This window comes from Pseudomonas sp. B26(2017) (assembly GCF_002113045.1).
Taxonomy (GTDB): domain Bacteria; phylum Pseudomonadota; class Gammaproteobacteria; order Pseudomonadales; family Pseudomonadaceae; genus Aquipseudomonas.
Window position 1 is genome coordinate 25761 of sequence record NZ_NEJJ01000015.1, and the last position, 21328, is coordinate 47088.

The 21328-nt window shown below is 61.6% G+C and carries 13 protein-coding genes; 8 read left to right on the forward strand and 5 right to left on the reverse strand.

What is annotated here, in order from left to right:
• Positions 1–53 precede the first annotated feature (53 nt).
• The 3 genes from mgtA to CAF79_RS21395 all read right to left on the reverse strand — a co-directional run bounded on the left by mgtA (position 54) and on the right by CAF79_RS21395 (position 5293).
• On the reverse strand, positions 54–2753 hold the full coding sequence (gene mgtA / locus CAF79_RS21385; protein ID WP_085700178.1) for a magnesium-translocating P-type ATPase: 2700 nt from the start codon (positions 2751–2753) through the stop codon (positions 54–56).
• Positions 2754–3339: 586 nt separating this feature from the next.
• On the reverse strand, positions 3340–4677 hold the full coding sequence (locus CAF79_RS21390; RefSeq protein ID WP_085700179.1) for a lysine N(6)-hydroxylase/L-ornithine N(5)-oxygenase family protein: 1338 nt from the start codon (positions 4675–4677) through the stop codon (positions 3340–3342).
• Between the two features lie 133 nt (positions 4678–4810).
• On the reverse strand, positions 4811–5293 hold the full coding sequence (locus tag CAF79_RS21395) for a sigma-70 family RNA polymerase sigma factor (protein ID WP_085700180.1): 483 nt from the start codon (positions 5291–5293) through the stop codon (positions 4811–4813).
• A 333-nt stretch (positions 5294–5626) separates the two neighbouring features.
• Here CAF79_RS21395 and CAF79_RS21400 point away from each other — a divergent pair, with 333 nt between their 5' ends.
• Genes CAF79_RS21400 through CAF79_RS21410 form a run of 3 tightly spaced genes read left to right on the forward strand, consistent with a single transcriptional unit; the run spans position 5627 to position 10184 of the window.
• Complete coding sequence (locus CAF79_RS21400; RefSeq protein ID WP_085700181.1) at positions 5627–6799, forward strand: efflux RND transporter periplasmic adaptor subunit; 1173 nt, start codon at positions 5627–5629, stop codon at positions 6797–6799.
• Positions 6800–8773, forward strand: a complete 1974-nt coding sequence (locus CAF79_RS21405) for a MacB family efflux pump subunit (protein WP_085700182.1) — start codon at positions 6800–6802, stop codon at positions 8771–8773.
• Between the two features lie 7 nt (positions 8774–8780).
• Complete coding sequence (locus CAF79_RS21410; RefSeq protein ID WP_085700183.1) at positions 8781–10184, forward strand: efflux transporter outer membrane subunit; 1404 nt, start codon at positions 8781–8783, stop codon at positions 10182–10184.
• A gap of 99 nt (positions 10185–10283) precedes the next feature.
• On the opposite strand, the gene CAF79_RS21415 is transcribed toward CAF79_RS21410, so the two are convergent.
• On the reverse strand, positions 10284–11912 hold the full coding sequence (locus CAF79_RS21415; RefSeq protein WP_085700184.1) for a PvdJ/PvdD/PvdP-like protein: 1629 nt from the start codon (positions 11910–11912) through the stop codon (positions 10284–10286).
• Positions 11913–12134: 222 nt separating this feature from the next.
• Here CAF79_RS21415 and pvdM point away from each other — a divergent pair, with 222 nt between their 5' ends.
• From pvdM to CAF79_RS21440, 5 genes are all read left to right on the forward strand, one after another.
• Positions 12135–13484: a pyoverdine-tailoring dipeptidase-like protein PvdM gene (pvdM, locus tag CAF79_RS21420; RefSeq protein ID WP_085700185.1), complete on the forward strand. Its 1350-nt coding sequence runs from the start codon at positions 12135–12137 to the stop codon at positions 13482–13484.
• A gap of 27 nt (positions 13485–13511) precedes the next feature.
• Positions 13512–14792, forward strand: coding sequence for an aminotransferase class V-fold PLP-dependent enzyme (locus tag CAF79_RS21425; protein WP_085700186.1), 1281 nt, complete (start codon positions 13512–13514; stop codon positions 14790–14792).
• A gap of 30 nt (positions 14793–14822) precedes the next feature.
• Complete coding sequence (locus CAF79_RS21430; protein ID WP_085700187.1) at positions 14823–15716, forward strand: formylglycine-generating enzyme family protein; 894 nt, start codon at positions 14823–14825, stop codon at positions 15714–15716.
• Positions 15717–15834: 118 nt separating this feature from the next.
• Positions 15835–17484: a cyclic peptide export ABC transporter gene (locus CAF79_RS21435; protein WP_085700188.1), complete on the forward strand. Its 1650-nt coding sequence runs from the start codon at positions 15835–15837 to the stop codon at positions 17482–17484.
• 154 nt (positions 17485–17638) lie between these two features.
• Positions 17639–20065, forward strand: coding sequence for a TonB-dependent receptor (locus CAF79_RS21440; RefSeq protein ID WP_085700189.1), 2427 nt, complete (start codon positions 17639–17641; stop codon positions 20063–20065).
• A 262-nt stretch (positions 20066–20327) separates the two neighbouring features.
• Here CAF79_RS21440 and CAF79_RS21445 read toward each other — a convergent pair whose 3' ends face one another.
• On the reverse strand, positions 20328–21275 hold the full coding sequence (locus CAF79_RS21445) for an alpha/beta hydrolase (RefSeq protein ID WP_085700190.1): 948 nt from the start codon (positions 21273–21275) through the stop codon (positions 20328–20330).
• Positions 21276–21328 lie beyond the last annotated feature (53 nt).

Consider the following 21328-nt stretch of genomic DNA (forward strand, 5'->3'; position numbering starts at 1 on the left):
CGAACTCCTTGAAACCGCCCCCCTTGCTCCCACAAGGGGGGGAAACTTGCCTGTTACTGCCAGCCGAACCGGCGGATGTAGAAGCCTTTCACGGCCTGAGTCAGTGCCATGTACGCCAGCAGGATCACCGGCAGGAACACGAAGTACATTGACGGCAGCGCCTGCAATTTGAAGTAGTGCGCCAGCGGTCCCATCGGCAGGAAGATGCCCACGGCCATGATGATTGCGGTCATCACCAGCAACGGCATGGCCGCACGGCTTTGCAGGAACGGAATCTTCGGCGTGCGGATCATGTGCACGATCAGCGTCTGGGTCAGCAGTCCCACGACGAACCAGCCGGACTGGAACAGGGTCTGGTGATCCGGGGTGTTGGCATCGAACACGTACCACATCAAGGCGAACGTTGTGATGTCGAAGATCGAGCTGATCGGGCCGAAGAACAGCATGAAGCGCCCCACATCACCCGGCTGCCAGCGCTGCGGCTGTTTCAGCATTTCGTCGTCAACGTTGTCGAACGGGATCGCGATCTGCGAAATGTCATACAACAGGTTCTGCACCAGCAGGTGCATCGGCAGCATCGGCAGGAACGGAATGAACGCACTGGCCACCAGCACCGAGAACACGTTGCCGAAGTTCGAGCTGGCGGTCATCTTGATGTACTTGAGCATGTTGGCGAAGGTCCGGCGCCCTTCCAGCACGCCCTCCTCCAGCACCATCAGGCTCTTCTCCAGCAGGATGATGTCGGCCGCTTCCTTGGCGATGTCCACCGCGCTGTCCACGGAAATCCCGATGTCTGCGGTGCGCAGCGCCGGCGCGTCGTTGATGCCGTCACCCATGAACCCGACCACATGACCGTTGCCCTTGAGGATGCGCACGATGCGCTCCTTGTGCGACGGCGTCAGCCTGGCGAACACGTTGGTGGTTTCCACCGCCACCGCAAGTTCAGCATCGCTCATGCGTTCGATGTCATTGCCCATCAGCAGGCCTTGCTGGGCCAGGCCCACTTCGCGGCAGATCTTGGCGGTCACCAGTTCGTTGTCGCCGGTCAGCACTTTCACGGCCACGCCGTGTTCGGCCAGGGCCTTGAGCGCCGGCGCGGTGCTTTCCTTGGGTGGATCGAGAAACGCCACGTAACCGATCAGCGTCAGCTCCTGCTCGTCGTTCAGGCTGTAAGTGTCGCGCCCTTGGGGCATCGAGCGGGCCGCCACCGCTACCACGCGCAGGCCTTCAGCGTTGAATGCTGCTGTGACCTGACGGATTTTCGCCAGCAATTCATCGCTCAAGGCTTCGTCCACTTCACCGTGACGAACCCGGCTGCACACCGACAGAACCTCTTCCACCGCACCCTTGCAGATCAGTTGATGCGGCTGACCGCGCCCTTCGACCACCACCGACATGCGCCGGCGGTTGAAGTCGAACGGGATTTCATCGACCTTGCGAAACGCCGTGCCGACCTTCAGCTCACGGTGGATTTCCACGTGCTCCAGCACTGCCACATCCAGCAGGTTTTTCAGGCCGGTCTGGTAGTAGCTGTTGAGGTAGGCCATTTCCAGCACGTCATCGGAGTCTTCGCCCCAGACGTCGACGTTGCGTGCCAGGAAAATTTTGTCCTGGGTCAGGGTGCCGGTCTTGTCGGTGCACAGCACGTCCATGGCGCCGAAGTTCTGGATCGCGTCCAGGCGTTTGACGATGACTTTCTTGCGCGACAGAAATACCGCGCCTTTGGCCAGGGTCGAGGTGACGATCATCGGCAGCATTTCCGGGGTCAGGCCCACGGCAATCGACAGTGCGAACAACAGTGCTTCGGTCCAGTCGCCCTTGGTGAAACCGTTGATGAACAACACCAGTGGCGCCATCACGAACATGAAGCGGATCAGCAGCCAGCTGACTTTATTCACGCCTTGCTGAAACGAAGTCACCGCGCGATCAGTCGCCCCGACCCGCTGCGCCAGCGCACCGAAATAGGTGCTGTTGCCGGTGGTGAGAATCACCGCCACCGCCGTGCCGGAGACCACGTTGGTGCCCATGAACAGAATGTTGTCGAGCTCCAGCGGATTGCGCGTATCGCGATCGGCCTGACGCGGGAATTTCTCTACCGGCATCGATTCACCGGTCATCGCTGCCTGGCTGACGAACAGGTCCTTGGCGCTGAGCACCCGACAATCGGCAGGAATCATGTCGCCGGCCGACAGCACGATCAGATCGCCGGGCACCAGTTGTTTGATCGGCAGTTCAGCACGCGGCGCATCCCGGCGCAGCACGGTGGCAGTGTTGCTGACCATCGCTTTGAGCGCATCGGCCGCCTGATTGGATTTGCTTTCCTGCCAGAAGCGCAGCAGCGTCGACAACACCACCATCGAGAAAATCACGATGGCGGCCTTGAGGTCTTCGGTCAGCCACGAGATCACCGCCAACAGGGTCAGCAGCAGATTGAAAGGGTTTTTGTAGCAATGCCACAGGTGGGTCCACCACGGCAGCGGTTGCTCGTGTTCGACTTCGTTGAGGCCATGCTGCGCACGCAGCACATCGACTTCGAAATCGGTCAGGCCGTCGGTGTGGGTGCCGAGGTTGGTCAGCAGCACGCCGCTGTCGCAATGGGCGGCGTCCACCAGTGTATTGGCCAGAGTGGGCGGCACTTCACGGCTGACCGTGGTGTCGCCGAGGGTTTCCAGCAAGGCCAGGCGACGGAAGTGCCGGGCGATGTGACGGGTCCGCAGGAAGCCTGCGAAAAATTCCTTGAGCGTAAGTTTCATGGCTGTTGCCCCTATGGTCAGCCGGGAAACCGTCGAGCAGGTACGTCCTCGTCCTGGGCACCGCAAAACCGGCACGGCAAGGCGTGGCGCGCCAGTCAGAAAGACAGGCGTGTCGATAGGCTGCAATGACGACGATGAAGTCGACTTCACAGGCTTTTCAGTGTCGATGAGAAGGACGTCGGGACATGGCCGGAACCGGTCATGATCGGGATGCCGCTGCTCGCTGTTCGGCGAGACAACGGCACAAAGGAATGCGCGTTATCTTGCCGAGAATCCGCCGGTTACAAGGACCGGCCGACAACTGTCACTCGAACAAGTACCCACTGTGGGTCTCCGCTATTGATGAAAACGCGCGAAGCTTACGCCCCGATATCTGGAGAGTAAACCCGGAAAAGGAAGTGTGTCGGGGAATGTGTCGGGTGTTCAGGAAGGGTTCAGGATTGCCCCCGAGATCGCCGAGATCGTTCCCACGCTCTGCGTGGGAATGCAGCCGGGGACGCTCTGCGCCCCATTGGAACGCGGAGCGTCCCTTGAGGCATTCCCACGCAGAGCGTGGGAACGATCAGTGTGGAGGCTGAAAGGATACTTAGCTGGCCGTGGCCAGCAACAGATCCGCCATCGAACGGCTGTGCCCACGGTTCTTGCCATGCTCATACAGCGAGCCGGCAATCTCGTCCGCACGGATCGGCAGGATCGACAACAGCGTATCGCTCAGACCATGGCTGGCCTGGCAGAAGCCCTGCATGTACAGACCGGCCTTGCAGCGCTCGTCGGTGATCAGCTTGTAGTTGCGATCGACTTCGAAGTCGCCCAGGTACTCTTCCAGCGGCGCGAGCAGTTTGCGGTGCATCTGACGCTCGTAACCGGTGGCCAGCACGACCGCGTCGTAGACACGCACGGTGACTTCGCCGGTGGCGTTGTTGCGCACAGTCAGTTCGATACCGCGTTCGGTGGCGGTGGCTTGCTCGACGGTGGTCAGGGTACGGAACGCATGACGGGCAACACCGGAGACCTTCTGGCGGTAGAAGATGCCGTAGATGCGTTCGATCAGGTCGATGTCGACCACCGAGTAGTTGGTGTTGTGGTACTCGTTGACCAGACGCTCACGCTCGCTGCTCTTCTGCTGGAAGATCAGATCAGTGAACTCCGGCGAGAACACTTCGTTGACGAACGGGCTGTCGTCCGCCGGTTTCAGGGCCGAGCCGCGCAGGATCATGTCGACCTGCACCGACGGGAACGAATCGTTCAGATCGATAAAGGCTTCCGCCGCGCTCTGCCCGCCACCGATGATCGCGATGCTCATCGGCTGATTGTTCACGCACGGCTGCTTGGCCATTTCCGCCAGGTACTGCGAGTGGTGGAACACCCGACCGTCGCCCTTCAGCGCCTTGAACGCCTCGGGAATGCGTGGCGTGCCGCCGGCGCTGACCACAACGGAACGCGCGGTGCGCACGAACTGCTGGCCGTCCGTACCACGGGAAATCACCCGCAGCGCTTCAACCTGATGGTTGTGCAGCACCGGCTCGATGGTCAGCACTTCTTCGCCATAGCGGCTCTGTTCGGTGAACTGCGCGGCCACCCAGCGCAGGTAGTCGTTGTACTCCATGCGGCACGGGTAGAAGGTCCCGAGGTTGATGAAGTCCACCAGACGGCCGTGGTGCTTGAGGTAGTTGACGAACGAATAAGGGCTGGTCGGGTTGCGCAGGGTCACCAGATCCTTGAGGAAGGAAATCTGCAGCTCGCTCTGGGTCGACAGGGTATTGCCGTGCCAGCTGTAGTTGGGTTGCTTGTCGAGAAACAGCACATCCAGCTCGCCCTGGATCGGGCCGCGCTCTTGCAGAGCGATGGCCAGCGCCAGGTTCGAAGGGCCGAAACCGACGCCGATCAGGTCGTGAACGATGGGCGATGCAATTGCCTGTGTCATTTCCAGTGTCCTCTGGATGAACCCCCGAACAGCGCGGAGGAAGAGCTTGGGTGACCGGCCGGCCCGGAGCAGGACAGCAGATCGTCTGTTGAGTAGGAACGAGGACAGTGAAATGAAATTTAACGACGACGGCTCAATGGGCATCCCATTGCTTGATGCGCACGCGGCAATGTTTCATGGCGTTGACGATGTGCTTTTCCACCAGAGCCTTGGAAATGCCAAGGCGCTCGGCGATCTCGGGGTGCGACAGGCCTTCGATCTTGCGCAACAGAAAGCTCTCGCGGCACAGCGGTGAAAGCTCGGCCAGCGCACGCTGCAACATCTCCAGACGTTGACCATGATCGAGGGTGCTGTGGGGGGACGGGGTGAAATAGCGCTCTTCGCTGTCGAGCACTTCCAGCGACTCGACCTGACGCAGGGCATTGCGCCGGTGGTCGTCGATCACCAGGTTCAGCGCGGTGCGATAAAGGAAGGCCCGGGGTTGTTCGATCGGCGTATCGCTGGAACGCTCCAGGACCCGCACATAAGCGTCATGCACCACATCTTCGGCCACCTGACGGTTGCCGAGCTTGGCGTTCAGGAAACACACCAGCTCTCGATAGTAGTTTTCCAACATGACTCCCGGCCGCCTGAATGCGGGTTCTGTCCTTGAGCACACCGTTCTGCTGAGCCGCACAAGGCAGTAGCAAGATAGTGGCAACTTGAGGCGCGTAATTTATAGTAATTCTCATATAGATTTAAAGTGGTGTTTGTCGTTGCCCGACAAATAGTGTCCGGCTATACCTACAGATTGCTGTAACAACCTGTGTCGCCGCTTAAATTCCCCTGCGCTTTCATCGTTTACAGGACAGCTCCCCGTGTCTGTCGCGCCCTGCGGCAGCGTTCAACGGTGCCCGATCCTGCGCACTTTTCTGAATGACGGGCCGATTTCCACTGGCCGGAACCCTGCATGAAACGTCCCCGCCCCGCCCGACGCGCCCTGCTCGTAGTCCTTTGTCTGATCCCTGTTGTCGCCTACGCCGCCTGGCAGATCCTGCCTCCAGGACGGGACAAGTTCGCCACCGTGCAGGTGACCCGCGGCGATATCGAAAGCAGCGTCACCGCGCTGGGCACCCTGCAACCGCGACGCTATGTGGACGTCGGCGCCCAGGCATCGGGGCAGATCCGCAAGATTCATGTGGAAGTCGGCGACGTGGTCAAGGAAGGCCAACTGCTGGTGGAAATCGATCCGTCCACCCAGAAAGCCAAACTCGACGCCGGACGTTTCTCCATCGAAAACCTCAAGGCCCAGTTGCAGGAACAGAAAGCCCAGCACGAGCTCGCGCAGCAGAAATACCAGCGTCAGCAGAACCTGGCCGCTGGCGGCGCCACCCGCGAAGAAGACGTGCAGACCGCCCGCGCCGAACTGAAAGCCACCCAGGCGCGCATCGACATGTTCCAGGCCCAGATCCGTCAGGCCGAAGCCAGCCTGCGCAGCGATCAGGCCGAGCTCGGCTACACCCGCATTTATGCGCCAATGGCCGGCACCGTGGTTGCCCTCGATGCCCGCGAAGGCCAGACCCTCAACGCCCAACAACAGACACCGCTGATCCTGCGGATCGCCAAGCTGTCGCCGATGACCGTGTGGGCGGAAGTTTCCGAAGCCGACATCGGCCACGTCAAACCGGGCATGACTGCCTACTTCACCACCCTCAGCGCCGGCCATCGACGCTGGACCAGCACCGTGCGGCAAATCCTGCCGGTACCGCCCAAACCCCTGGATCAGACCAGCCAGGGCGGCGGCAGTCCTGCCAGTTCCAGCAAAAGCGGCAGCGCGCGCGTGGTGCTCTATACCGTGCTGCTGGATGTCGACAACGCCGACAACGCACTGATGGCGGAAATGACCACCCAGGTTTTCTTCGTCGCCAGCCAGGCCAAAGACGTTCTCACTGCACCGGTTGCCGCCCTGCAAGGCACAGCCACCGCGAACCGGCAGACCGCGCAGGTGATTGCCGCCAATGGCGACATCCAGTCCCGCGAAGTGCACACCGGCATCAGCGACCGCTTGAAAGTCCAGGTGCTGGAAGGCTTGAACGAAGGCGATCACCTGTTGATCGGCCCGGCCGACGGCAGCGGTGGCTAAATGCAGACGCCCTTGATCGACCTGCGGGACATCCGCAAATCCTATGGCGGTGGCGACGCCCCTGAAGTGCATGTGTTGCGCGGGATCGACCTGTCGATCCACGCCGGGGAATTCGTGGCGATTGTCGGCGCGTCCGGCTCCGGCAAATCGACGCTGATGAACATCCTCGGCTGCCTCGACCGGCCCACCTGCGGCGAATACCGTTTCGCCGGGGAAAACGTCGCCGACCTCGACACCGACGAGTTGGCCTGGCTGCGGCGCGAAGCCTTCGGTTTCGTGTTTCAGGGCTATCACCTGATTCCGTCCGGCTCGGCCCAGGAGAACGTCGAGATGCCGGCAATCTACGCCGGCACTCCCGCCGCCGAACGCCACGCCCGCGCTGCCGCCCTGCTCGACCGCCTCGGCCTGGCCTCGCGCACCGGCAACCGCCCCCATCAATTGTCAGGCGGTCAGCAGCAGCGGGTGTCGATCGCCCGGGCACTGATGAACGGCGGCCACATCATCCTCGCCGACGAACCCACCGGCGCCCTCGACAGCCACAGCGGCAAAGAAGTCATGGCGTTGCTCGACGAACTGGCGAGCCAGGGCCACGTGGTGATCCTGATCACCCACGACCGCGAAGTCGCAGCGCGGGCCAAGCGCATTATCGAGATCCGCGACGGCCTGATCATCAGCGACAGCGCCCAGGACAGTCCCGACGCCCGGACCACAGCCAGCCCAGGCGCCCTGCAAGCGGTCGACCTGCGCAAACGCCTGACCGAGGGCGCACAAGCCTCGGGGGCCTGGAAAGGCGAACTGGTGGACGCTCTGCACGCCGCATGGCGGGTGATGTGGATCAACCGCTTCCGCACCGCGCTGACCCTGCTCGGGATCATCATCGGCGTCGCTTCGGTGGTGGTCATGCTCGCAGTGGGCGAAGGCAGCAAGCGTCAGGTCATGGCGCAGATGGGCGCTTTCGGTTCGAACATCATTTACCTCAGCGGCTCGGCACCCAATCCGCGCACGCCGCCGGGCATCATCACCCTCGATGACGTGGCGGCGCTGGCCAGCCTGCCGCAGGTCAAACGGATCATGCCGGTCAACGGCGCGGAGGCTGGTGTGCGGTTTGGCAACGCCGACCACATGAGTTACGTCGGCGGCAACGACACCAACTTCCCGGCGATCTTCAACTGGCCGGTGGTCGAGGGCAGCTACTTCACCGATGCCGATGAGCGCAACGCCAGCGCGGTGGCGGTGATCGGCAAGAAGGTTCGCGACAAACTGCTCAAGGATGTGCTCGACCCCATCGGCCAATACATCCTGATCGAGAACGTGCCGTTCCAGGTGGTCGGCGTGCTCCAGGAAAAAGGCGCCAGCTCCGGCGATCAGGACAGCGACGACCGCATCGCCATCCCCTACTCCGCTGCCAGCGTGCGGCTGTTCGGCACGCGCAATCCGGAATACGTCGCCATCGCCGCGGCGGATGCACGCAAGGTCAAGGAAGCCGAACACGCCATCGAGCAATTGATGCTGCGCCTGCACAACGGCAAAAAGGATTTCGAACTGACCAACAACGCCGCCATGATCCAGGCCGAAGCGCGCACGCAAAATACCCTGTCGCTGATGCTCGGCTCGATTGCGGCGATTTCGCTGCTGGTCGGCGGGATTGGCGTGATGAACATCATGCTCATGACCGTGCGCGAACGCACCCGCGAGATCGGCATTCGCATGGCCACCGGCGCTCGCCAGCGCGACATTCTGCGGCAGTTCCTCACCGAAGCGGTGATGCTCTCGGTGGTCGGCGGGATCACCGGGATTGGCTTGGCGCTGATCGTCGGCGGCGTGCTGATCCTCAGCGACGTTGCCGTCGCCTTCTCGTTGCTGGCGGTGCTCGGCGCTTTTGGCTGCGCCCTTGTCACCGGCGTTGTCTTCGGCTTCATGCCGGCCCGCAAAGCTGCCCGGCTCGACCCGGTCACGGCCCTTACCAGTGAATGATCGATCTATGAAACCGCGCCTCAGTTTATTGACCGTGTGCCTGTTGCTCAGCGCCTGCGGCAGTCCCGCCCAGCGTCCCGACAGCGGGTTGCAACCGCCCGCCAACTGGCAATCGCCCCACGGCGCCAGCGTCGACCGCATCAATGCGCAATGGTGGAAACAATTCGGCAGCCAGGAACTTGATCGTCTGATCGAACAGGCTCGCGCCGGCAGTTTCGACCTCGCCGCCGCCATGGCCCGGGTACGCCAGGCCCGGGCCGGCACCGTGATCGCCGGCGGCTCACAACTGCCTGAAGTGCAGGCCAGGCTCAATGCCAATCGGCAGAAACTGTTGCGCGGCAATGGCTACAGCCAACTGGACGCCGACAGCAGCAACAAGGCCGTGGATTACTTCGACGCCAATCTGAATGCCAGTTACGAAATCGACTTCTGGGGTGGCAAACAGGCCTTGCGCGACAGTGCGCAATTCGCCTTGCAGGCCAGCGAGTTCGACCGTGCCACGGTGGAGTTGACCTTGTTCGGCAGTGTCGCCGACACCTATGCGCAAACCTTGTCGCTGCGCGAGCAGAGCCGCATTGCCGAACTCAATCTGGCCAACGCGCAAAACGTTTTGAAACTGGTGCAAACGCGTTTTGACTCAGGCTCGGCAACCGCCCTGGAACTGGCTCAGCAGAAAAGCCTGGTAGCCGCCCAGCTACGGCAATTGCCGCGGGTGCAGCAACAGGCCCGGGACGCTTCAATCAGCCTTGCAGCCCTGCTGGGCCGCCCGGTTCAGGAACTTGCGCTGAACCGGGAATCGTTCGATCAACTGCATTGGCCGGAAATCGCCGCGGGCGTGCCAAGCGATCTGCTCAATCGCCGCCCGGACATCGCCCGCGCCGAAGCACAACTGGCCGCCGCCAAGGCCGACGTCAAAGTCGCCCGCGCCGCGATGCTGCCCACTGTCACTTTGAGTGCCAGTATCGGCTCGGGGGCCGACCAGTTCCGCGACGTTCTGCGCAGCCCCTTCTATAACCTGACCGCCGGACTCATCGGGCCGGTCTTCAATAACGGTCGTCTCGGCGCAGAGCGCGACAAGGCCACTGCACGTCAGGATGAACTGCTGCAGAACTATCGCGGCGCGATCATCAACGGCTTCGCCGATGTCGAAAAAGCCTTGAACAGCATTCGCGGCCTCGATGAACAACGGCAATGGCAAAGCGAGGAACTGCGGCAAGCGCAGACGGCGTTCGACATCGCCCAGAGTCGCTACCAGGCCGGCGCAGAGGATTTGCTGACGGTACTGGAAACCCAGCGCACGCTCTATGCCGCGCAGGACTTGAATGTGCAGTTGCGATTGTCGCGAATGCAGGCAAGCATCGCGTTGTACAAGGCGTTGGGCGGCGGCTGGCAGACACTGGCATCACGCTGACCTGCAAATGCAATCGCCAGCAGGCCGAAGCCCACAACATTCATCGATGCAACTGAATGCGTGGGCGTCGACCTGCCGGCGAGTGCAGTGAAGAGCGTCTCAGACCGGCGTCTGTCTGGGCTTCAGATGACGCGCATACCATGGACGCCGCGGCACCTTGCGGAACAACGACGACAACACCTTCTCGTCGTCGCTGAAGGTGATGCGCAGGGCCAGCTTCATGGTTTCCGGATCCATCTCCACGGACTTGCCAGGCTGCAGGCCCGGCACCGTGCTGCAGCCGTGAGTGATCGGCCCGAGCCACGGGTCGGCGACTTCCACCCAGCGTCCCGGTGCAAACCACGGCACACCATTGACCTGCAAGCGACTGACCTCGCCCGGATGAAAGCGTTCGTGCGCGCGGAACCAGTCCTCCAGGCGATCATCGATCCAGCCATGGAACGCCCAGAACACCGGGCTCACATGAGAGGAGAACGGATCACCCAGAAAATCGTTTTCAGCGGCGTACCAGCGCGCGGAAAAATCGGCCGGATCACGCGCAAACGGCACCGGTTGCCCGTTGGAAGGATCGCGCGGCACGGACGCCCAGCGCATGTGCAGCCAGTCGTGCAGCCCCAGTTCAACTTCCGAGCCAAACTGTCCCAGGGTCAGTTTGGCCAGGTAGCGCGGGTCACGGTAGCGCGATTCCCACACCAGGAAATTACTGTGATACGTCTCGGCCGTCTTGATGTCGCTGACCCATTGCGAATATTCGTCATCGTCCTCGGCCAGCCAGGTCGGCGGCAGCGAAGTGCCGTCGTGGTTGTCGAAGTAGGCGGCGAAACCCTGGCGATCGCGGATCAACTCCGGCTGCGGCAGCGGAAAATGCTGCCACGACGGCAGATCCTGCATTGAACGCGCCGTGCCCAGCATGTGGCGGTGCATGAAGAAGAAATCGATCCCCGAACCATTGCGATCCTTGCGCGGGCCACGGGCGTCACGCTCCTTGTCACGCGGGCCGGGCTGCCAGCCGATACCGCGCAGGGCGCCGCGTTTTTCCTCGCTCAAGGTATGCCACTTGTCGCGGCTGGCGTGCCAGAGCTGATGGAACAAGCGGTGCTCGGGAGAGATCAGCCAGGCCAGCAACGTCGGGTTCAACCCTGTGCGTTCGCGGGCCTCGGGGAACACACGCTTGACGGCAATGAAACGATGGTCCTGCGCCGGCAGCATCAAGGGTCGATCAAGGTTGAGGACGCGCCCGCTGAGGCTGCCGCTGCCGGCGTTGCCGAAACCGCCCCAGACTTCATCCAGCGCCATGTTGAATTCGTAGTCCGGTGCACCGTCGGCCGCCGATGTGCTGACCAGACGCCAACTCAATTGCGAGGCTTTGACGTCGGCGAGGTCCGCGAGAATTCGATAGCGCGGCGCCTGTGACGAGCGCAAACGCTCGGCCGTGTCGAGAAAACCGGTCACGCCGCGCCCTTTGTGGGCAACATCGAGAAACACTTCCAGACCGTCTCTGGGCAAACCCGCGATACCGGCGTCATGGCCCTCGAAACGAATCTGCCAGACACCGCGCAACGCATCCGCCAGGCGTTGCCCGGCGACATCCGCGACATCGAACGACGCCTCACCCGGGGTGATCGTCGGATCCGGCTTCGTCCATTCACGATGCCCAAAATACGCTGCAGGCACAGCGGCGCCGGTCAATGCCAGGCCCGCCATGAACCATCGTCGAGAAATCTTCATTGCCCTACCTGTGTCAGCCATGAAGCAGGCTTTATCCAAGCTAGAACGTTTGTTGCAGAGGGAAATTTATGGCGTCCCGGAAAGATCGCAGCCCTGGGCAGTGCCTGCCTCAAGCTGTGTTCTTTTGCGCCAGACCTAAATTACCCGGCTGCTCAGTCGTTCCACCCAGATAGCAAAGGCCCTTGCGCCTGCACCTCGACGGCGAACCTGACTGAGATGGCAATGACAAAACCACGTTCGAAAAAGGCTCTTTACATCGGCCTGCCGCTGGCCCTGGCGATCAGTGCTGCCGCAGGCTTTGCGGTCTGGGAACACTGGTTCAAGGACAATCCCGGTTACCCGGTCAAAGTCATGCAGCAAGCCGATGCGCTGCAGGATCGCATCCTCTCTTTCGACAGCCACATCACCGTGCCGCTGGATTTCGGCACGGCCGGCAACGAAGCCGACAAGGATGGCAGCGGCCAGTTCGATCTGGTGAAAACCGCCCGCGGACGCCTGTCCGGGGCCGCCCTGACGATCTTCGGCTGGCCGGAAATCTGGAACGGCGCCAACGCGCCACACCGTCCGACTGCCGGATTTGTCGAAGAAGCACGCTTGGAACAGGAAACCCGCTACAAGATCATCAGCTCCCTGGTGCGCGATTTCCCCAATCAGGTTGCCATCGCCTACACCCCGGACGATTTCCGCCGCCTGCATGGCGAAGGCAAGTTTGCGATTTTCATGAGCATGCTCAACGCCTATCCACTGGGCAACGATCTGAACGCCCTGGACAAGTGGGCCGCACGCGGCATGCGCATGTTCGGTTTCAGTTACGTGGGCAACAACGACTGGGCCGATTCTTCACGACCACTGCCGTTTTTCAATGACACCCGCGATGCGCTTGGCGGTCTGTCGGACATTGGCAAACAGGCCGTGCATCGCCTCAACGATCTGGGCGTCATCATCGATGTCTCGCAGATGTCGACCAAGGCACTGGAACAGGTCGCACAGCTGAGTCGCGCACCGATCGTGGCCTCCCATTCGGCACCGCGGGCGCTGGTGGATATCCCGCGCAATATCAGCGACCAGGAAATGCAACTGATCAAGAACAGCGGCGGCGTGGTGCAGATCGTCGGTTTCCCGACTTACTTGCGTCCGTTGAGCCAGGCGACCCGGGACAAGCTCAACGCATTGCGGGCCAGGTTTGACCTGCAGCCGTTGCAGGGCCTGGAGATGGCGCTGATGCCGGGCGACCCGATCATCACCGTGTGGCCGGAACAACGCTTTGGCGAGTACGCCGGCCAGCTCTACGCAATCGTCGACGAAGAGCCCAAAGCCAACCTCAAGGATTTCGGCGACGCCATTGATTACGCCGTGAAGAAAATCGGTATCGACCATGTCGGGATCAGTTCCGACTTCAACGACGGCGGCGGCCTGGACGGCTGGAAGGACGTCAGCGAAGCGCGCAACGTAACCGCCGAGTTGATCTCCCGTGGTTACAGCGAGGCCGACATTGCCAAATTGTGGGGCGGCAACTTCCTGCGAGTCTGGGAACAGGTACAAAAATCCTCCAAACCTGTCGTCAACCGCTGACACCTCTCGAACAAGCGATCAGAACTCATGACCAACCGTCGTTCTTTCCTCAAGCAGGCCGGCATCCTTGCCGCCGGCCTGCCCCTGGGCGCTGCCATCAACCTGCCGGCCCGCGCCGCCAACCCACAACCGCTCGCCGGGAACAAATGGGACCGATTGCGCCAGCTGTTCGATCAGGATCCGGATTATCTGCATTTCGCCAACTTCCTCGTGACATCCCATCCGCGCCCGGTACGCGAAGCCATCGAACGCTATCGAGTGACCCTCGACCGCAATCCCGGACGAGCGATGGACTGGGATCTGGGTGAAACCGAAAAACGCGAGCAAGCCGTGCGCGAATGGGCCGGTCGCTACCTCAAGGCCAAGCCCGAACAGATCGCACTCACCGGCAGCACCACCGAAGGTCTGGCGCTGATCTATGGCGGCATCCATGTGCGTGCCGATCAGGAAATTCTCACCACCGAACACGAGCACTACTCAACCCACTACACGCTGGGTTATCGCCAACAGAAAGATGGCGTAAAGGTGCGCAAACTGAAGTTGTTCGACAGCAGCGCAAAGGCGTCCGTCGACGAAATACTGACCCGTATCGACCAGGGCATTCGCCCCGAAACCCGCGTACTGGGCATGACCTGGGTGCAATCGGGCAGCGGCGTGAAACTGCCGATCGGCGAGATCGGCAAACTGGTGGACCGGCACAATCGCCAGCGAGAGGAAAAGGATCGCATCCTGTACGTCGTCGACGGCGTGCATGGTTTCGGTGTCGACGACCTCGACTTCCCCGACATGCACTGCGACTTCTTTATCGCCGGCACCCACAAGTGGATGTTCGGCCCCCGCGGCACCGGGATCATTTGCGCACGTTCCAGCGAACTCAAGGACGTCACCCCGACCATCCCGACCTTCTCTGAAGCCACCACGTTCTCGACCATCATGACCCCCGGCGGGTATCACAGTTTCGAACACCGCTGGGCGCTGGACGAAGCGTTCAAGCTGCATTTGTCGCTGGGCAAGCGCGAGGTGCAAACGCGCATTCACGAACTCAACACCTACGCCAAGAACCGCTTGCTGGAACACCGCTCGATGGAACTGGTGACACCCCGCAGCACCGATCTGTCCGCCGGTTTCACCTTCTTCCGGATCAAGGATCGCGACTGCGATCAGGTCGCCGCCCGGCTCATGCAAAACCGCGTGGTGTGTGACGCGGTGGAGCGCGACGTCGGCCCGGTGATCCGCATTGCGCCCGGCCTGCTGAACAGCGAAAACGACATTGAGCGTTTCATGGCCGTACTCGACAAACAGTTGTGAGACCCCGCTTTCCTTTAAACGAGATGACTCATGAAACGTGATCTGTTGACCCCTGCCCACGGCGCCAGCGCGCTCAAGGCACTGGCCCTCGCCGCCCTTATGACCGGTCTGCTGCCGAGCGCCGCGCAGGCCGCGACACCGCCCGCCGCAGGCAAAGTATTCAAGGACTGCAAAGACTGCCCGGAAATGGTCGTACTGCCTGCCGGCACCTTCACCATGGGCACGCCGGAGGATGAAGTGGGCCGCGAACCCGACGAGGGCCCGATGCACGAAGTGACCTTCGCCAAACCCTTCGCCATGAGCCGCTTCCAGATCACCGCAGGTGAATGGGACAGCTACATTCGCGAGAGCGGTGCGGTGATCGCCAACGGCGACACGCGCCCTGGTCGCGAGTGCATCGCAAGCAAACCGCGCTACCCGCAAACCCCGCGTCAGCCGGCCGTGTGCATGGATTTCCAGGACATCAAGAACTACGTCGCCTGGCTGTCGAAAAAAACCGGGCAGAAATACAGCATGCTCAGCGAAGCCCAGCGCGAATACGGTGCCCGGGCAGGATCCAAAGGACCGTTCCCCTTCCCGTTCGACGAGGGCAAGGGCTACAGCATCGCCAAACACGCCAACACCTACGGCCCGGCGGACGGTTACAGCTTCAGCTCGCCGGTGGGCAGCTACCCGGCCAACGCCTTTGGCCTGTACGACATGCACGGCAATGTCTATGAGTGGGTCGAAGACTGCTATCACCCGGACTACAACGGTGCGCCAACCGATGGCAGCGCGTGGCTTGAACCCAACTGCGAGACCCTGCGCATTCGCGGCAATGACTGGGGTGAGGCGCCGGTATTCTCCCGCTCGGGCAACCGCAACGACATCGATCCGAAAACCCGTGGCGACTGGATCGGTTTCCGTGTCGTGCGTGAGTTGTAATCGGCAGTAACGCTTCTCCCCCTCCCCCGGTCGCCGCCAGTCGGCGACCGTCTAAATTACGCACCTGATCAGACGTTCTACTGGGTATCTGCCTTACGACCCAAGGAACTGTCCTGTCATGACCCAGCCTACGCGCGGTGCAATTCATGAATTGTTCACCCTACTCAAACCTTTTCGGCTCGTCGTCGCACTGTCGGTCATTCTGGGTATGGTCGGTGGCCTGAGTGTCACGGTCCTGCTGGCCACCATCAATAATGCGCTGCACTCCGAATCCGGTCTGACCCAAGGCGTAGTCGCGCTGTTCGGCGGCCTGTGCGTGCTGGCACTGCTCAGCTCGATCTGTTCCGACATCGGCACCAACTATGTCGGCCAGCACATCATCGCCACCCTGCGCAAACAGCTGGGTGAGAAAGTGCTGTCGGCACCGATCGAGCAGATTGAACGCTATCGCAGCCATCGCCTGATTCCGGTGCTGACGCATGACGTTGACACCATCAGCGACTTCGCCTTCGCCTTCGCCCCCCTGGCCATCTCGCTGACCGTCACCCTCGGTTGCATGGGCTACCTGGCGATGCTGTCGTGGCCAATGTTCCTGATCATGGTTGTGGCGATCCTGATCGGCACTGGCATCCAGTACTTCGCCCAGGGTCGCGGGATCAAGGGCTTCTTCGCCGCCCGTGACGCTGAAGACGAACTGCAAAAGCACTACAACGCGATTGCCGAAGGCGCCAAGGAACTGCGCATTCATCGCCCGCGCCGCCAGCGCATGTTCAACAGCGGCATCAAGGGCACTGCCGATTTCATCTGCAAGACCCAGATCAAATCGATCAACACGTTCGTGATTGCCAAGAGTTTCGGCTCGATGCTGTTCTTTGTGGTCATCGGTCTGGCGCTGGCCCTGCAATCGTTCTGGCCCAGCGCTGACAAAACCGTGATGAGCGGTTTTGTTCTGGTGCTGCTGTACATGAAAGGTCCGCTGGAACACCTGGTCGGCACCTTGCCGGTGGTCAGCCGCGCGCAGATCGCCTTCCGCCGCATCGCTGAACTGTCGGCGCAATTCTCCTCGCCCGAGCCGCATCTGCTGCTCAGCGATCAGGGCCAGAAAGCCGAGCCGGTGCAGAGCCTGGAACTCAAAGACGTGCGCTACGCCTTCCCGGCCGTGGGCGAGGCCAACCCGTTCACGCTGGGGCCGGTGAACCTGAAGATCGAACAAGGCGACATCGTCTTCATCGTCGGCGAGAACGGCTGCGGCAAGACCACCCTGATCAAACTGCTGCTGGGTCTGTATCCGCCGCAGCAGGGAGAAATCCGCCTCAACGGCGAATGCGTGACCGCCCTCACCCGCGATGATTACCGCCAGTTGTTCACCACGGTCTTTGCCGACTACTACCTGTTCGATGACGTGGTGCAAGGCGATACGCACATTCCCGACGACGCCAACAAATACCTGCAACGCCTGGAAATCGCCCACAAGGTCAGCGTGCAGGACGGCAGCTTCACCACCACTGACCTGTCCACCGGGCAGCGCAAGCGTCTGGCGCTGGTCAATGCGTGGCTGGAGGAGCGCCCGGTGCTGGTGTTCGACGAATGGGCCGCGGATCAGGACCCGACCTTCCGCCGGATCTTCTACACCGAGCTGCTGCCCGACCTCAAACGACTGGGCAAGACCATCATCGTGATCTCCCACGATGACCGTTATTTCGATGTCGCCGACCAGTTGGTGCGCATGGATGCCGGCAAAGTCAAAACCGCGCTCAACCCGGCCTGATACGCCAACCGCTCAGGGATGAGCTGATCCCGCTTTCGCGCGATAGCAGAGTTCTTCGCGGGTCGCGGGATTTTTTCCGGTTTTTACGCAGTGTTGCGTCTAATTATCATTAACTAATAAAACTGCACTCGCACTTCAGGAGCATCCCGAGCAAATGCAAGCCTTAAAGTTGTCCCGCACCCCTCTGGCCGAGGCCATCTCCCGCCGCAATCCGCGTGGCGCAATGCTGTCAGGTGCTCTGCTGACGCTGATGCTATTGGGCAGCACCCAGGTTCAAGCGACGCCGGTCGACGTCAACATCCCTGCGCAACCGCTGTCCCGGGCACTGCAACAGCTTGGGCAACAAGCCAATCTGCAGATTCTCTACAGCCCGGAATCCCTGGCTGGCCTGAACTCGACCGCGGTATCCGGTCACCTGGAACCGAAACAGGCGCTGGACAACTTGCTGCTGGGGAGCGGCATGACCTATCAACTGACCGGCAACTCGGTTTCGCTGGTGCCGGCCACCGGTGCAGACGCGGGAAACGCGCTGGAGCTGGGCGCGGTATCGATTTCCGGCAAGGCGCCGGGCTCGACCACTGAAGGGTCCGGGCTGTACACCACGTACTCGTCCAGCAGTTCGACGCGCCTGAACCTGACTCCCAAGGAAACCCCGCAGTCCCTGACCGTCATGACCCGTCAGCGCCTGGACGACCAGCACCTGACCAACCTCAGCGATACCCTCGACGCCACTCCGGGCATCATCGTGCTGCGTGACGGTCAGGGCGCCGAGTCCGACGGCTACTTCTCCCGTGGTTTCGAGATCCAGAACTTCGAAATCGACGGCGTGCCGACCGTCAAGCGCATGGACAACTACACCCAGAGCATGGCGATGTACGACCGGGTGGAAGTGGTGCGTGGCGCCACCGGCCTGATCAGCGGCCTGGGCAGCCCTTCGGCCACCATCAACCTGATCCGCAAGCGCCCGACCGCCGAGGCTCAGGCCAGCGTCACCGCCGAGGCCGGCAACTGGGATCGCTACGGCACCGGTTTCGATGTCTCCGGGCCGTTGACCGAAACCGGCAACATCCGTGGCCGTCTGGTCGGCGACTTCAAGACCGAACAGTCCTGGATTGACCGCTACAAGCAGGATTCGCAGCTGATGTATGGCATCACCGAATTCGACCTGAGCGAAGACACCTTGCTGACCATGGGCTTCAGCTACCAGCGCACCGACGTCGATTCGCCAATGCGTTCGGGCCTGCCGACGCGCTTCACCGACGGTTCGCGCACCAACCTCAAGCGTTCCCTGAACTCGGCGCAGACCTGGTCTTACAACGACCACGAACAAACCAGCTTCTTCACCTCGATCGAACAACAGTTCGGCAATGGCTGGAGCGGCAAGGTCGAACTGACTCACTCCGAAAACAAATTCGACGAGGTCTTCAACTACGTCAACGGCACCCTGAACCCAGACGGCAGCGGCACCACCCAACTGCCGGTACGCTTCTCCGGCACCCCGCGCCAGAACAACATCGACGCCTACCTGACCGGCCCGTTCGGCCTGCTGGGACGCGAGCACGAGCTGATTGCCGGTGTGACCCTGTCCAACTACTACGAAAACGTGCCGAGCTACGGTGGCTGGAAAACCGACTACTCCAATTCCCCGGCCGGTGCCATCGACAACCTGCTGAACTGGAACGGCAACTCGGTCAAACCCGAATTCAACGTCACCGGCAAATCCACCGTCGATGAAACGCAATACGCCGCTTACCTGGCCACCCGGCTGCGCGCCACCGATGACCTGAGCATCCTGCTCGGCAGCCGCGTGGTCGACTGGCATCGTGACACCGAAGACAAGCCGTACGGCGCAGCAGAAACCAAGACCAAAGAATCGGAAACCGGTGTCTACATTCCTTACGCGGGTGTGGTCTACGACGTCAACGACACCTGGTCGCTGTATGCCAGCTACACCAAGATCTTCAACCCGCAATCGTCCTGGGTTCGCGACATCAACAACAAGCCTCTGGATCCGATGGAAGGCACCGGCTACGAAGTCGGCGTCAAGGGCAGCCACTTCGATGGCAAGCTGAACTCCAGCTTCGCGCTGTTCAAGATCGAGCAGGACAACCTGGCGATCTGGATCGACACCCCGGGCGGCAACACCTACAAGTCCGAACAGGGCACCACCACCAAAGGTGCTGAATTCACCCTCGATGGCGAACTGGCCGAAGGCTGGCAAGCGTCTGCCGGTTACGCCTATGCCGTCAGCACCGATGCCGATGACAACCGCATCGTCACCACCCTGCCCCGTCACAGCCTCAAGACCTTCACCAGCTATCGCCTGCCGGGCATCCTGGACAAAGTCACCGTCGGCGGCGGCGTGAACTGGCAGAGCAAGACCGGTGCCGACCTGCATACCTTCCAGCAAGGCAGCTACGCCGTCACCAACCTGCTGGCACGCTACGACATCAGCAAAAACCTCAGCGCCTCGGTCAACCTGAACAACGTATTCGACCGCGAATACCTCAGCTACGCCGGCGACCACGGCATGTACGGCGCACCGCGCAACATCATGACCGGCTTCAAGTACACGTTCTGATTTAACCGCTGCAATACAAAAAGCGCCCCGGTCTGACCGTGGCGCTTTTTTTTGGGATGAACGTTTAATGACACAGCAAAGCATGCGGAAGGAAGCCAGGTGTAATTCGAACTACACCAACGGCAGACAAGGTTTCAAACCGGAACAGCCAAGCGCCTGAAACCGGACGTCACGACCGGCCTCTTCGCGAGCAGGCTCGCTCCCACAGGGACGGGTATTGAAGGCCTGATGTGGAATGAAGCGCACATCAGGCCAGGGCGGATCAGACCGTTTCGGGATACATCACGGTGCGCAGCACGCTCACCAGTTCCTGATAGATCGCCTCGACCTCTTCGGTGACCATGCGCATGCGTAAAAAGTCATGCACGTGGCCGCCGAACTCGCGGCATTCGAGCAAGCCGCCCGCCGCCGCCAGACGCTCGGCGTAGGCGCGGCCTTCATCGACCAGCGGATCGAAACCGGCCAGCGCCACGTAGGCCGGGGCTGCGCCCTGGAGGTCGGGGCTCAGCAGTGGCGAGAAGCGCCAGTCGCGGCGATCCTCGATGCTGCGGGCGTAGTGCTGGTAGAACCATTCCAGCGTTTCGCTTTCCAGCAGGTAGCCTTCACCGAGCAAGTCCATCGACTCTCGGCGCTGCGAGGCGTCGGTCACCGGGTAGCAGAGCAATTGCAGGCACGGCTTCAGCGCGCCGGGCGCGCGCGCCTCAAGCGCCAGCACGGTCGCCAGCGTGGCGCCGACGCTGTCGCCGCCAAACACCAGGCGCGACAGATCGAGATCGAATTCGCCGGCCTGTTCGCGCAGCCAATCCAGGGCATCGGCACAATCGTGCAACGCCACCGGGAATTTGTGTTCCGGCGCGCGGCGGTAACCCACCGACAGCACCGCACACGGGGTGTGCGCGCAGAACTCACGGCAAATACCGTCGTGGGAGTCGAGGCTGCCGACGACGAAACCACCGCCGTGCAAAAACAGCAGCACCGGCAAGACACCGTCCTTGTGCAACGGACGGTACAGCCGCAAGGTCAGCTCGGCGCCGTCGCGGGCAAGGTGTCGCACCTCACTCACTTCGACATCCGGCACCTCCCAACGCATCTGTTGCGAGGACTGCTCGAACGCCTCCCGGGCCTGCTCGGGTGTCCCTTGGTGAAACGCAACGTTCCGACTGTCTTCGACCAGATCAAGAAACGCCGCTACTTCCGAATTCAATGACATGCACCCCATCCCGGGCCGATGCGCACAATGCGCACCGGCCCTCTCAAAAAGTT

Bases quoted from the DNA above. Each gene is read 5' to 3' on its own strand.
- CAF79_RS21395 (WP_085700180.1), bottom strand. From the start codon at position 5,293: ATGTTGGAAAACTACTATCGAGAGCTGGTGTGTTTCCTGAACGCCAAG.
- CAF79_RS21425 (WP_085700186.1), top strand. From the start codon at position 13,512: ATGACCAACCGTCGTTCTTTCCTCAAGCAGGCCGGCATCCTTGCCGCC.
- CAF79_RS21405 (WP_085700182.1), top strand. From the start codon at position 6,800: ATGCAGACGCCCTTGATCGACCTGCGGGACATCCGCAAATCCTATGGC.
- CAF79_RS21410 (WP_085700183.1), top strand. From the start codon at position 8,781: ATGAAACCGCGCCTCAGTTTATTGACCGTGTGCCTGTTGCTCAGCGCC.
- CAF79_RS21400 (WP_085700181.1), top strand. From the start codon at position 5,627: ATGAAACGTCCCCGCCCCGCCCGACGCGCCCTGCTCGTAGTCCTTTGT.
- CAF79_RS21445 (WP_085700190.1), bottom strand. From the start codon at position 21,275: ATGTCATTGAATTCGGAAGTAGCGGCGTTTCTTGATCTGGTCGAAGAC.
- CAF79_RS21415 (WP_085700184.1), bottom strand. From the start codon at position 11,912: ATGAAGATTTCTCGACGATGGTTCATGGCGGGCCTGGCATTGACCGGC.
- mgtA (WP_085700178.1), bottom strand. From the start codon at position 2,753: ATGAAACTTACGCTCAAGGAATTTTTCGCAGGCTTCCTGCGGACCCGT.
- CAF79_RS21440 (WP_085700189.1), top strand. From the start codon at position 17,639: ATGCAAGCCTTAAAGTTGTCCCGCACCCCTCTGGCCGAGGCCATCTCC.
- pvdM (WP_085700185.1), top strand. From the start codon at position 12,135: ATGACAAAACCACGTTCGAAAAAGGCTCTTTACATCGGCCTGCCGCTG.
- CAF79_RS21430 (WP_085700187.1), top strand. From the start codon at position 14,823: ATGAAACGTGATCTGTTGACCCCTGCCCACGGCGCCAGCGCGCTCAAG.
- CAF79_RS21390 (WP_085700179.1), bottom strand. From the start codon at position 4,677: ATGACACAGGCAATTGCATCGCCCATCGTTCACGACCTGATCGGCGTC.
- CAF79_RS21435 (WP_085700188.1), top strand. From the start codon at position 15,835: ATGACCCAGCCTACGCGCGGTGCAATTCATGAATTGTTCACCCTACTC.